Here is a 12,587-nt window from a genome sequence, read left to right as displayed (position 1 = left end):
AGGGGACCCGACGACCGGCCGGTCGGACGACAGGCCGGTGACCCGACGAAAGGACGACCACCACTCCATGACCGCCCCGACTCCACCCCTGATCAAGGTCCTGATGGAGGCCGCCCCCCGGTATCTGCCGTTCGCCGACGCGGCGACGGATCAGTTGCCGCTGGGGCGCCTGCTGCGGCTGTCCTTGTTTCAGGTGTCGGTCGGCATGGCCACGGTGCTGCTCACCGGCACCTTGAACCGGGTGATGATCGTCGAGATGGGGGTGCCCGCCTGGCTGGTGGCCGTCATGGTCTCGCTGCCGCTGGTGTTCGCGCCCTTCCGGGTGCTGATCGGTTACCGTTCCGATACCCACAAGTCGCTGCTGGGCTGGCGGCGCGTGCCCTACATCTGGTTCGGCACCCTGTTGCAGTTCGCGGGGCTGGCGGTCATGCCCTTCGCCCTGCTGGTGTTGGCCAGGGATGGCGGCGCCGTCGGGCAACTGGGCGCCGCCGTGGCCTTCCTGCTGGTGGGCGCCGGCCTGCACACCACTCAGACGGCCGGTCTGGCGCTGGCCAATGATCTCGCGCCGCCGGAGGCCCGGCCCCGGGTGGTGGCGCTGCTGTACGTCATGCTGCTGCTGGGCATGGTGGGGAGCGCGCTGACCTTCGGTGTGGTGCTGGAGGACTTCGGCCAGAAGCGCCTGATCCAGGTGATCCAGGGCGCGGCGGCCGTGACGATGGCGTTGAACCTGGTGGCCCTGTGGAAACAGGAGCCCCGCAACCGGACCCTGACCGACCCCGCCCGGCCGCGGCCGCGCTTCGGCGAGGCCTGGGCCGCCTTCACCGCGGGCGGCCGGTATGGCCGGCTGCTGGTGGTGGTGGGCCTGGGCACGGCCGCCTTCACCATGCAGGACATCCTGCTGGAGCCCTATGGCGGCGAGGTGCTGGGGTTGTCGGTCTCCGCGACCACGGTGCTGACGGCCTTGCTCGCGGGTGGTACCCTGGTGGGGTTCGCCATGGCCGCGCGGTGGCTGTCGCGCGGCCACAGCCCCTACAGGCTTGCGGCCGTTGGTGTGGTGGTCGGCCTGGTCGCGTTTTCGTGTGTGATCTTCGCGGCGCCGTTGACGTCGCCCCTGCTGTTCCGCGTGGGGGCGGTCTTCATCGGCCTCGGAGGAGGTCTGTTCGTCGTCGGAACCCTGACCGCCGCCATGGACATGGCTGACTCGGACCATGGCGGTCTGGCCCTGGGGGCCTGGGGCGGCGTGCAGGCCACGGCAACCGGCATCGCCATCGCCCTGGGCGGGGCGATCCGGGATGGTGTCTCCGCGTTGTCCGAGCGAGGGGTGCTCGGCGAGACCCTGCAGGCGCAGGGTCCCAGCGTGGGGTATGGAGTTGTGTACCATATCGAGATCGGACTGCTGTTGTTGACCTTGGTCGCGGTTGGTCCGCTCGTTCGCTCGACAAGGGACCGGTACACCCGAGCAAAGAAAAGATTCGGGATGGCCGAGTTCCCTGGGTAGGGCTTCTAGCTCGTGGAGGATACGCTATGCCTATTGGCGCGTTCACAGCATATATGGATTTCGCCCAGGTGACGTTGTACGTCTTCTGGTTCTTCTTTGCGGCGCTGATTTTCTATCTTCGTCGCGAGGATCGTCGCGAGGGTTATCCGCTCGAATACGATGTGTCCGGCAAGATCGAGAAGACCGGCTGGTTCTGGATGCCGCCGGCCAAGACCTTCAACCTGTTCCACGGTGGCACATCCGTTGCGCCCGACTACAAGCGCGACACCCGTCCGCTGAAGGCCAAGCGCGTCGCCCCGTGGCCCGGCTCGCCGTTCGAGCCGACCGGCACCAACCCGCTGGCCGACTGCATCGGTCCGGCGTCCTACGCCGAGCGTGAGGACAAGCCGGAACTGACCCTGGAGAACACGCCGAAGATCGTGCCCATGCGCGCGGCCAAGGACTTCTCCGTCGAAAGCAGCGGTCCGGATCCGCGCGGCATGACCGTGATCGGAAGCGATGGCCAGGCCGCCGGCACGATCACCGACATCTGGGTGGATACCGCCGAGACCTTCGTGCGCTACTTCGAGGTCCAGTTGGGCAGCGCCGCCCCGGCGCCGTCGCTGGCGACCAAGGGCGGCAAGGCGCCCGCCAAGGGCGCGGCCCCGGCCGCCCCGGCGGGCAAGATGGTGCTGTTGCCGGTCAACTTCGCGCATATCGACAAGGGGACGCGGACCGTGTCCGTGAGTGCCATTCCCGCCGGTCGGTTTGCCCAGGTGCCGGCCACGGCCCAGCCCAATCAGGTCACCAAGCTGGAAGAGGACAAGATCAGCGCCTACTTCGGTGGCGGTTTCCTGCTCGCCTAGGCGACGGGGGACCACCATCCCTCGGGAGCGGGCGACCCCGGCCGTGTGTCGGGGTCGCGCGGGGGGCCACAGCCAGCCCCCCGACCGTCTCTCGGGGCCGCCGTGCCGGTGGACGCCTGGCGATGATCGCGCCAGCGTCGACCGGTTTGTCGTCTTCGCCGTATTGCCGGCCGTGTCGCGCCTGTCCCGGGGGCTCCCGTGAGGGATCACCAGAGGGGGAGGGCGCGAGGGCGCCGGATGAGGGGTCCGCAGGGACCCGGGGAGCGGCCGGGATCGCCGCGCGGCCGAGTCGCGCGGGGCCGCCGTTCTCGCGGGTCCAGCCCCGGAGGTCCGTACCGTGCATGATGATTTCGCCGTCGAGCCGATTCCGGGCCTGCCCGAGGTGCCGCCGGACGGTGAGCGGATCCTGTGGCAGGGCACGCCGTCGTGGCGGGTCCTGGCCAGGCGGTTGTTTCAGTTCCCGCTCATCGCCGCCTACTTCGTGCTGCTGGCGGCCTGGAGCGGCGCCAGCGCGTCCGCCGATGGCGCCGCCAGCGGCGACGTCGCGGTCACGGTGGTCGGGACCCTGGGGGTCGGCCTCGTCCTGCTGGTCATGCTGGGCTTGGTGGCCTGGTGGATCGAGCGGTCGACCGTGTACACCATCACCAGCGAGCGCGTGGCCATCCGCTACGGCCTCGCCCTGCCGATGACCGTCAACTTCCCGTTCAAGGTGATCAGCGACGCCGGGCTGAAGATGTTCCGCAACGGCACCGGCAACGTGTCCCTGTCGCTGATGCGCGGGCACAGCGTGGCCTTCCCGCTGATGTGGCCGCATGTGCGGCCCTGGCACTGGACGCGCGCGCAGCCGACGTTGCGCGGCCTGCCCGATGCCCGCGCCGCGGCCGACGTTCTGGCCGGCGCCCTGGACGCGCATGCCGCCCGGCAGGCGGCCGAGCCGGAGACGGGCGAGTCGGGCACCGGGGATCCGGTGCGGGTGTCCGTGACGACCGCCGGCAAGACCGCCAAGACCGCCAAGGACGACGGGGGGTCCGTTGCCCAACCCGCCGGGTCCATGTGAGACCGAGCCAGGGGTCCCGGAGCGGCGCGCCGCGTGGGCGCCCTTGCGCCGGGCATCCTGGCTCCAGTTGACAGGGAGACCGTCATGAGTGGTGCCGCCCGTCGCGACACCCGACGTTCCAATCCGTCGTCCGAGGACCCGCGTCCCATGACGGAGAAGGACATCCGGCGCGCCCGCCACAAGGCGATGTCGCCGCCGGCCCCGCTGCTGTATGCCGCGTTCGCCATGGTCGCCCTGACCATCGGGCTGGCGGCGGCGTGGCGTTATTGGCTGGACCCCGGGGAGGGGGAGACCGGCGTCACGGTGGTGTCCACGCAGGCGTTCGACTTCGTGCCGGTGGGCAGCGAGGACGGCCTTGAGGTCCGCGTGATGCCCGAGGGGCGCGCCCTGACGGTGGTCGACGGCACCCTGAGCAGCTTCCTGCAAGGCATGGTGCGCAGCCTGGACCGCCAGCGCCGCGTGGATCAGGTCGGCGAGGGCGCCCCCTACCACGTCACGCTGTGGAGCGATGGCCGCCTGACCCTGGACGACCCGACCACCGACACCAGCATTCCCCTTCAGGCCTACGGCGTGGACAACACGGCCCGCGTCTATGACCTGCTGACGATGGCGGGCGCCGAGGACGACTCGGGATCGGCCCCAGGGGCGGCGTCGCCGGCGCCCGCCGCCGAGCCATGAGCGCCAGCGCGCCGGTCCCCATCGACCGGGCCGGCGCGGAGGGTGGTTCGGGAGCGGGCCGGTGCCGCTCGGCGGATGAGTCACGCTCGTCCGCCGCTGGTATGAGGAACCCGGACACGACGCCCGGGCCGGAACGGAGGCCGGTTTGCTGACGTCCTACATTGCGGCCATTCTGCACGCCGCGTTCCTGTGGTGGTTCGCGACCGGCGTGATCCTGCTGCTGGACGGCCTGCCCACCCGCACCTTCAAGTGGAGCATGCTGGTCGCCACGGGCGTTCTCGGGTTGTCGCTCTACGGTCTGTGGTCCAATGCCGGCGACACCACCTCCTCCGGCGCCTACGCGGCGTTCACGTATGCCCTGCTCGCCTGGGGGTGGCAGGAAATCAGCTTCTACATGGGCTATGTGACCGGGCCGCGCAAACGCCCCTGCCCGGAGGGTTGTCACGGCTGGAAGCATTTCGTCCACGCCCTGGAGGCCAACCTTTACCACGAGCTGTCCATCATCGTGACGCTGACGGTGATCGTGGTGCTCACCTGGGGCCAGCCCAACCAGGTGGGGCTGTGGACCTTCCTGGTGCTGTGGTGGATGCACGAAAGCGCGCGTCTGAACGTGTTCCTGGGTGTGCGCAACCTGAACGAGGAATTCCTGCCCGACCACATGGCGTTCCTCAAAAGCTTCCTGAACAACTCCCGGCCCATCAACCTGCTGTTCCCGGTCTCCGTGACGGTGTCCACCGTGGTGGCGGTGTTCATCGTCCAGGCGGCCGTGGCGCCGGGGGTCTCGGCGTTCGACGCCGTCGGCTACACCTTCGTCGGCACCATGATGACGCTGGCCATCCTGGAACACTGGTTCCTGGTGCTGCCGTTGCCGGCCGCCGCGCTGTGGAACTGGAGCCTGCGGTCGCGCACCCCGCACGCGCCGGCGGTCGACGTGGAGATCGTCGCCGGCTTCCTGGGGGCCGGGAAGACCACCGTGTTGCGCCAGCGGCTGGCGCGGGCCAACCCGGAGGCGCTGGTGGTGGCTCTGGTCCATCAGCTTGATCCGCTGGCCGTGGTGGGCGAGCGCGACGAGGACGCCGACGGCGCGCCAATCGTCCGCCTGGGGGCCAACCGCACGGCCCACGCGCTGCGCGACGACCTGGCGCACCAACTCAAGGAGTCGATCGCCGCCTGGACGCCCGACCGGGTGCTGATCGAACCCAGCGGCATCGCCGACGTGGACGTGTTGATCCGGGTCCTGAACCGCGCCGACATCCGCCCGTCCATCAAGGCGGTGCGGCTGATGGTGGTGATCGACGCCAGCGCCTTCATGACCGACCTCGCGCGCCTGCCCGCCTTCCTGAAGGCCCAGGTGCAGGCCGGCGGCGGGGGTCATGCCGGCGGCGAGGGCGGCCTTCCGCTGCACACCATGATCGTCGTCAACAAGGCCGACCTGGTGAGCGACCCCGACCTGACCATGGTGACCAGCACGTTGCGGGCGCTCAATCCGGCGGCGCGCATCGTGCCGGCGGACCATGGCGTGCCCCGCGAGACGCCCGAGGAGCGGGCCGCGCGGGCGGCGGTGGATCGCGGCGCCGCGCCCGGCGACGTGATCGGGTCGCCAGCGGCGGTCCAGGCGGCGAGCCCCGCGCCGATGCCGGGCGGCGCCGGGGCGGCGGTGCATCACCATCACCACTATCACCATCACCACTACCATCATGACCCGGCGCCTGGGTCGACCCTGCCCGCCGCCTCGGGGGACTCCGCCGAGGCGGCGTCCGGCGCCGCGCCCGGCCCGGGCGAGGTGATCGTCCTGGACCTGCGCGCCTGGAGCGCCGACATCACCGGCAAGGTGGACGCGCAAGGGCTGCGCCAGGTGCTGGAGGCCGTGGCCCAGGGCACCTATGGCGAGGTGGATCGGCTGCGCGGCATCGCCCGCGTCGGATCGGGCTGGATCCGCTTCGAGGTCACCGGCGGGCGACCGTCCATCGGTCCGCTGAACGCCGGTGAGGCGGGGACCTCCGAGCCCCCACGCGAACCGCGCGTAGTCGCCGTCGGCCGGGGGCTGGACGGCGTCCGGCTGCGGCAGGCGTTCGAATCCTGCGGGGCGGTGGCCGCGCCCGCGTGACCCCCGGGCGCGGGCGCGCGGGGGCGCCGGCGGGGCGTGAACGATGGTTCCCTTTCGCCGGGTCCCACCCTACAGTCCCGGTCCACGCCACACCCGAACGATGAGTCCGAGAGACAGCGATGTGCACTGAGTCCGCGCGGCCCGGCGATGGCCGTTCCTGCGACGACTGCGCCGGTCATGCCGACACGGCCGACACCGCCGGGGCAGTGGCCGCGACCGGGGCCGGCGTCGAGACCGCCCGCATCGGTCCCAACGCCATCATCCGCGTCAACGAGGCGCTGACCGCCGTGCTGGGCGCCGACGAGACCCGGGCGGTGTTCGAGCAGGCCGGCCTGGCCCGCTACCGGGACACGCCCCCGGGGGCCATGGTGCCCGCCGGGGAGGTCACCGCCCTGCACCGCGCGCTGCTGGCCCGGCTGCCGGCCGAGCACCGGGCGGCGATCAACCGGCATGCCGGCATCGCCACCGCCGACTACCTGCTGGCGGTTCGCATTCCCAAGCCGGCCCAGGCCATCCTGAAGGTGCTGCCCCCGGTGCCGGCGGCGCGTGTCCTGATCACCGCCATGGGCAAGAACTCCTGGACCTTCGCCGGCGGCGGCCGGTTCGAGGGCACGGCCGGGCGCCCCACCCGCCTGGTGATCGAGAACGGCCCCATTCAGCAGGCCGTGGACCCCGCCGACCGGCCGGCCCCGGCGCCCGTCTGCGGGTACTACGCCGCCACCTTCGAACGGCTGTTCCAGGTGCTGGTGACGCGACGGGCCGCGGTGCGCGAGACCGCCTGTCAGGCCCAGGGCGCGCCCGCCTGCGTGTTCGAGGCCGCGTGGTAGGCGTGGACCCTGGTCGGCGCTAAGGCTGGTAGACCTGTCCCCCCACCAGGGGCCACGGCGCCCCCGTGGTGCCCGGGAAGGTGATGGGCAGGCGGCGACGGCAGCGCGCGGCCATGAAGGCGAAGGCCTGGGCCTCCAGCGCGTCGCCGTCCCATCCCACGGCCTCCACGGGCGCGACCGGGGCGTCGAGCCAGCGTGCCAGCGTGTCCATCAGCGCCGGGTTGTGGCGCCCACCCCCCGTGACCAGCCAGCGCAGCGGCGGGCGCGGCAACAGGGCGGCGCCCTGCACCACGGCGGCGGCGGCCATGGCCGTCAGGGTGGCGGCGCCGTCGGCCACCGACAGGCCCGCGACGATGCCGGCGATATGCGCGTCGAAGTCGCCCCGGTCCAGCGACTTGGGCGCCGCCCGGCCGAAGTAGGGATGATCCATCAGGCGGATCAGGCGCGCCTCGTCCACCCTGCCCGACAGGGCCAGGCGCCCGTCGGTGTCCCGGCTCTCGCCGGTGTGCCGGGCAACCCAGTCGTCCAGCGGGCCGTTGCCCGGGCCGGTGTCGAAGGCCAGCAGGTCGTCGGGGCCGTCCGCGCCGATCCAGGTGACATTGGCCACGCCGCCCACGTTCAGGACCGCCAGCGGCCGCTCCAGGCCGGCCGCCAGGGCGGCGTGATAGACCGGGGCCAGCGGCGCGCCCTCGCCGCCGGCCGCCACGTCCGCCTGACGCAGGTCGGCCACCACCGGGATCCCCAGCTCGCGGGCCAGAAGGGCGGCGTCGCCGGCCTGCACGGTCAGCCGCGCCGGGGGATCATGCCACAGGGTATGGCCATGGAAGCCGACCAGATCGGGCGTCACCGCCGCGCCGGTCAGCAGCGTTCGCACCGCCTGGGCGTGGCGCAGCGCCAGGTCGCGGCCGAGCCGCCGGCCCTCGTCGTCCCCCAGGTCGGTTCGGCCCAGCATGGCGCGCAGCCGCGCCCGCAGGGTGTCGTCGTAAGGCAGGGTGATCGCCGGGCCGCGTCCGGCGATCATCTCGCCGTCGGTCTCGATCAGCGCGGCGTCGATGCCGTCCATGGAGGTGCCGCTCATCAGCCCCACCACCAGCCAGGTGGCCGCCGGATCCCGGTCGGGCGTGGCGCTCGCGGCTGTGGCTGGGGGGGCATCCCGGGGCGCATCCGCCGCGCGGCCCACGGGGCGGCGGGCCGGCGGACGCCGGGCGGGGGTGCGGGACAGGCCCTTGGGAAACGGGATCATGATCACGGCCCTTGCTTTTCCGAAAGAAGGGAGTGTGCTAAACGTCCCCGCCCGCGACAAGGCGCGCGATGACTCTGGATGTCCGCCGCGCCGTCGCCCCTTCCTCCGATCGAGATCCGCCATGACCACCGTTTCCTCCGATTTCCTGCGCATCATCCACGACCGTGGCTTCGTGGACGCCTGCACCGACACCACGGCGCTGGACGCGCTGCTGCGCGAGGAGGTGGTCTCCGCCTATATTGGTTACGATTGCACGGCGCCCAGCCTGCACGTGGGCAGCCTGGTGTCGATCATGCTGCTGCGCTGGTTGCAGAAGACGGGGCATCGGCCGATCGTCCTGATGGGCGGCGGCACCACGCGCATCGGCGATCCGACCGGGCGCGACGATGCCCGGCGGCTGATGACGGACGCCGAGATCACCGCCAACATGGCCGGCATCCAGAGCGTGTTCGCCAAGTACCTGACCTTCGGCGACGGGCCGACGGATGCGCGCATGGTCAACAACGCCGACTGGCTGAGCACGCTGTCCTACATTCCGTTCCTGCGCGACTATGGCCGTCACTTCTCGGTCAACCGCATGCTGACCTTCGATTCGGTGCGCATGCGGCTGGAGCGCGAGACGCACATGTCGTTCCTGGAGTTCAACTACATGATCCTCCAGGCGTATGACTTCCTGGAATTGGCGCGACGCGACGGCATCCGCTTGCAGATGGGCGGCGCCGACCAGTGGGGGAACATCGTCAACGGCGTGGAGCTGGGGCGGCGCTGCGACGGCCTGTCGCTGTTCGGGCTGACCGTGCCGCTGATCACCTCCGCCTCGGGCGCCAAGATGGGCAAGAGCGCCCAGGGCGCGGTGTGGCTGAACGCCGAACAGTTGTCGCCCTACGACTTCTGGCAGTTCTGGCGCAACACCGAGGACGCGGACGTGGGCCGCTTCCTGCGCCTGTTCACCGAACTGCCGCTGGACGAGATCGCGCGCCTGGAGGCCCTGGAGGGCGCCGAGATCAACGAGGCGAAGAAGGTGCTGGCCCACGAGGCGACCACGCTGGCCCATGGCGAGGCCGCCGCGCTGGCCGCCGCCGGGACCGCGCGCGCGGTGTTCGAACAGGGCGGGGTCGGCGAGGACCTGCCCACCGTGACCGTTTCCGCCGACGATCTGGCGGCGGGCATCCCGGCGCCGGCCTTGTTCACCCGCGCGGGCCTGACGGTGTCCAACGGTGAGGCCAAGCGCCTCATCAAGGGGGGCGGCGCGCGCCTGAACGATACGGTCCTGGACGACATCACCCGCATGGTGACCGATGCCGACCTGAAGGACGGCGAGATCAAGCTGTCGGCCGGGCGCAAGAGTCACGCCCTGGTCAGGGTGAGTTGACCGGGCCGAGTTGACTGGCGCCTGACTTCTTCGCGAAAACGGCGCGATTCTTGCAAGTAAGCCGAGTTTGATTATCTTGCGAGGGATGCCCTCTGCTGCCGAACCCAGGAAGGACAGGCCCATGACGGCGGACCACGGCCCGCTGGCGCGGTACCGCGCCCTCCTGGCCGACGGCACCCTGCGCGCGGACACGGCGCAGGAGCATGTGGTCCGCCGCCTGGAGGCGCTGGCCGAGGCCCTGCCGGCGCATGACCAGACGCGCGGCGGGCGCGGCGCGGGACGGGCGGCGGGCGGCGGCGCGGGCCTGCTGGCGCGGCTGGGCCTGGGCGGAGCGGGGACCCCCGCGCGCGGCCGGTCGGTGGAGGCGCCGCATGGCCTGTACATCCATGGGGCCGTCGGGCGCGGCAAGTCCATGCTCATGGACCTGCTGGTGGACACCGTGCCCATCGCCCGCAAGCGGCGGCAGCACTTCCACGTTCTGATGCGCGAGGTGCACGAGACCCTGCACCGCTGGCGCCAGGACGGCCGCGAGGGGCGCGATCCGCTGGTGCGGCTGGCCGACGGCATCGCCGCCGAGGTCACGTTGTTGTGCCTGGACGAGATGGAGGTCAAGGACATCGCCGACGCCATGATCGTCGCCCGCCTGTTCGAGCGGCTGATGGACGCGGGCGTGGTGGTGGTCACCACCTCCAACCGGATTCCGGCGGACTTGTACAAGGACGGCCTGCAACGCGAGAAGTTCGTGCCCTTCATCCGCATGCTGGAGGCGCGGCTGGAGGTCCTGGAACTGGACGCCGAGCGGGACTATCGCCTCGACCGGCTGGAGGGACATCGCGTCTACCACCACCCGCTGGGACCAGACAGCCGGGCGGCGCTGGAGGCGATCTTCCGGGCGCTGCTGGACGGCACCCCGGAGGCGCCGGAGACCGTGGAGGTGCACGGCCGCCGCATCCCGGTGCCGCGCGCCGGCAACGGAGTGGCGTGGTTTTCGTTCGACGGCCTGTGCGGACGGCCGCTCGGCGCCGCCGACTACCTGGAGATCGCCAGCCTGTACGACACGGTGCTGCTGTCCGACATCCCGTTGCTGACGCCGGCCGACCGCGACCGGGCGCGCCGCTTCGTGGTGCTGGTGGATGCCCTGTACGAGCATCGCACGGCGCTGGTGTGTTCCGCCGCCGGACCGGCCGAGGCGCTGTACCAGGCCGGGGACGGCCGGTTCGAGTTCGATCGCACCGTCTCCCGCCTCATGGAAATGCGCGCCGCCGACTACCTGGGACGGCCGCACCTGATCGAGGGGGACGCCCCCCCCGCCGTCGGCGGGGGCGCTGCCCCCGCTCCGGCGCCGCCATCCTGACCCTCCGGTGCCGGCCGAGGGTCGCCCGGGTCCGCTCTTGAAATCGTCACGCAGCGGCGCTTTCTTTCGCGCCCGCGCTCTGTCTAAGGTAGGGCTGACATGACACACACCCGCTGCGCCAAGATCGTCGCCACCCTGGGACCGGCCACCACCGCCGAGGGCACCATAGAGGCCCTGGCCAGGGCCGGCGCCGACGTGTTCCGCCTGAACTTCAGCCACGGCACCCACGCGGAGCACGAACACCACCTGCGGGTCGTGCGCGAGGTCGAGGAACGGGTGCGGCGGCCCCTGGCGGCGCTGGCCGACCTGCAAGGGCCGAAGCTTCGCGTGGGCGCCTTCATGGGGGGGCGCGTGACGTTGCGCGCGGGGGACGCCTTTCGCCTCGACCTGTCGCCGGAACTGGGGGACGAGAGCCGCGTGTGCCTGCCCCATCCCGAGATCTTCCAGGTGCTGGACTCCGGCACCGACCTCATGCTCGACGACGGCAAGCTGCGGCTGCGCGTGCATGAGGTCCAGGACGGCGTGGCGGTGACCCAGGTTCTGGCCGGGGGCGTGCTGTCGGACCACAAGGGCCTGAACGTGCCCAACGTGGTGCTGCCGATCTCCGCCCTGACCGAGAAGGACCGCCGCGACCTCGACTTCGCGCTGTCCATCGGCGTGGACTGGGTGGCGCTGTCGTTCGTGCAGCGGCCCGAGGACGTGGCCGACATCCGCAAGGTGGTGCGGGGCCGCGCGGCCATCGTCAGCAAGCTTGAGAAACCCAGCGCATTGGACCACCTGGGCGAGATCATCGACCTGTCCGACGCGATCATGGTCGCGCGCGGCGACCTGGGGGTGGAGGTGCCGCCGGAGACCGTGCCCATCGTTCAGAAGCGCATCATCCGCGCGTGCCGCAGCGCCGGCAAGCCGGTGGTGGTGGCGACCCAGATGCTGGAAAGCATGATCCAGGCGCCGGCGCCCACGCGGGCCGAGGCGTCGGACGTGGCCACGGCCATCTACGACGGCGCCGACGCGGTGATGCTGTCGGCCGAGACCTCGGTGGGGGAGCACCCGGTGGCGGCGGTCAGCATCATGGACCGCATCTTGCACAGGGTGCAGGCGGACGAGCACTATCGCGCCATCGTCGAGGCCGGACGCGGTGACCCGGAGAACAGCGCCGCCGACGCCATCTGCGCCGCCGCCCGCCAGGTGGCGCGCACCCTGGGCGCGGCGGCCATCGTGACCTTCACGTCGTCGGGCTTCACCACCCTGCGGTCGGCGCGGGAGCGGCCGGGCGTGCCCATCCTGTGCTTCACGCCGAGCGCCCAGGTGGCGCGGCGCATGGCCCTGGTGTGGGGGGTGCATGGCGCCGCCTGCGCCGAGCTGACCGACGACATCGACATGGTGGCCAAGGCCGGCGCCCTGGCCCGCGCCGGGGGCTTCGCCGAGGCCGGCCAGCGGCTGGTGATCATCGCCGGCGTGCCCTTCGGCCGCCCGGGCACCACCAACATGCTGCGCATCAGCTGGGTGGACTAGCAGTCTGTCGGATTTGGGCGGGCTCGGGTAGAATCGGTCTATGGCTCAAGTCATCAGGATCGGGCGATGGCGAACTTCATCTCGGACGATC

Annotated in this window: 10 protein-coding genes; 9 read left to right on the top strand and 1 reads right to left on the bottom strand. The window is 71.4% G+C overall.

From position 1 onward, the window contains the following. The first annotated feature begins 67 nt into the window (after positions 1-67). The 6 genes from GGD89_RS14045 (at position 68) to bchJ (ending at position 7,012) form a co-directional block, all read left to right on the top strand. A complete protein-coding gene (locus GGD89_RS14045) occupies positions 68-1,498 on the top strand; it encodes a BCD family MFS transporter (RefSeq protein WP_184046358.1) in 1,431 nt (476 codons plus the stop codon). A gap of 26 nt (positions 1,499-1,524) precedes the next feature. Next, complete coding sequence (gene puhA, locus GGD89_RS14040) at positions 1,525-2,343, top strand: photosynthetic reaction center subunit H (protein ID WP_184046356.1); 819 nt, start codon at positions 1,525-1,527, stop codon at positions 2,341-2,343. Between the two features lie 337 nt (positions 2,344-2,680). Next, positions 2,681-3,400, top strand: coding sequence for a photosynthetic complex putative assembly protein PuhB (gene puhB, locus GGD89_RS20175; protein WP_184046354.1), 720 nt, complete (start codon positions 2,681-2,683; stop codon positions 3,398-3,400). A 147-nt stretch (positions 3,401-3,547) separates the two neighbouring features. Next, positions 3,548-4,078: a photosynthetic complex assembly protein PuhC gene (gene puhC / locus GGD89_RS14030; protein WP_184046352.1), complete on the top strand. Its 531-nt coding sequence runs from the start codon at positions 3,548-3,550 to the stop codon at positions 4,076-4,078. Positions 4,079-4,223: 145 nt separating this feature from the next. Continuing rightward, entirely contained in the window at positions 4,224-6,185 is a 1,962-nt protein-coding gene (gene puhE, locus GGD89_RS14025) for a putative photosynthetic complex assembly protein PuhE (RefSeq protein WP_184046350.1), read from the top strand. Positions 6,186-6,304: 119 nt separating this feature from the next. Then, complete coding sequence (bchJ, locus tag GGD89_RS14020) at positions 6,305-7,012, top strand: bacteriochlorophyll 4-vinyl reductase (RefSeq protein WP_184046348.1); 708 nt, start codon at positions 6,305-6,307, stop codon at positions 7,010-7,012. A gap of 19 nt (positions 7,013-7,031) precedes the next feature. On the opposite strand, the gene GGD89_RS14015 is transcribed toward bchJ, so the two are convergent. After that, on the bottom strand, positions 7,032-8,261 hold the full coding sequence (locus tag GGD89_RS14015) for an anhydro-N-acetylmuramic acid kinase (RefSeq protein WP_343058611.1): 1,230 nt from the start codon (positions 8,259-8,261) through the stop codon (positions 7,032-7,034). Between the two features lie 115 nt (positions 8,262-8,376). Here GGD89_RS14015 and tyrS point away from each other — a divergent pair, with 115 nt between their 5' ends. From tyrS to pyk, 3 genes are all read left to right on the top strand, one after another. Continuing rightward, a complete protein-coding gene (gene tyrS / locus GGD89_RS14010) occupies positions 8,377-9,627 on the top strand; it encodes a tyrosine--tRNA ligase (protein ID WP_184046346.1) in 1,251 nt (416 codons plus the stop codon). Between the two features lie 121 nt (positions 9,628-9,748). Beyond that, positions 9,749-10,981, top strand: a complete 1,233-nt coding sequence (zapE, locus tag GGD89_RS14005; RefSeq protein WP_184046343.1) for a cell division protein ZapE — start codon at positions 9,749-9,751, stop codon at positions 10,979-10,981. A gap of 99 nt (positions 10,982-11,080) precedes the next feature. Further along, positions 11,081-12,496 (top strand): pyruvate kinase, encoded by a 1,416-nt coding sequence (gene pyk / locus GGD89_RS14000; RefSeq protein ID WP_184046341.1) that lies wholly within the window; start codon positions 11,081-11,083, stop codon positions 12,494-12,496. Positions 12,497-12,587: the final 91 nt, after the last annotated feature.

This window comes from Roseospira visakhapatnamensis (assembly GCF_014197915.1).
GTDB classification, from domain to species: domain Bacteria; phylum Pseudomonadota; class Alphaproteobacteria; order Rhodospirillales; family Rhodospirillaceae; genus Rhodospira; species Rhodospira visakhapatnamensis.
The sequence above is the reverse complement of the archived record's forward strand: the minus strand, read 5'-3'. Positions and strand labels throughout refer to the sequence as shown.

Excerpts from the sequence above, each read along its gene's own strand:
- GGD89_RS14045 (WP_184046358.1), top strand. The coding sequence starts at position 68 with ATGACCGCCCCGACTCCACCCCTGATCAAGGTCCTGATGGAGGCCGCC.
- puhA (WP_184046356.1), top strand. The coding sequence starts at position 1,525 with ATGCCTATTGGCGCGTTCACAGCATATATGGATTTCGCCCAGGTGACG.
- puhC (WP_184046352.1), top strand. The coding sequence starts at position 3,548 with ATGACGGAGAAGGACATCCGGCGCGCCCGCCACAAGGCGATGTCGCCG.
- bchJ (WP_184046348.1), top strand. The coding sequence starts at position 6,305 with ATGTGCACTGAGTCCGCGCGGCCCGGCGATGGCCGTTCCTGCGACGAC.
- tyrS (WP_184046346.1), top strand. The coding sequence starts at position 8,377 with ATGACCACCGTTTCCTCCGATTTCCTGCGCATCATCCACGACCGTGGC.
- zapE (WP_184046343.1), top strand. The coding sequence starts at position 9,749 with ATGACGGCGGACCACGGCCCGCTGGCGCGGTACCGCGCCCTCCTGGCC.
- pyk (WP_184046341.1), top strand. The coding sequence starts at position 11,081 with ATGACACACACCCGCTGCGCCAAGATCGTCGCCACCCTGGGACCGGCC.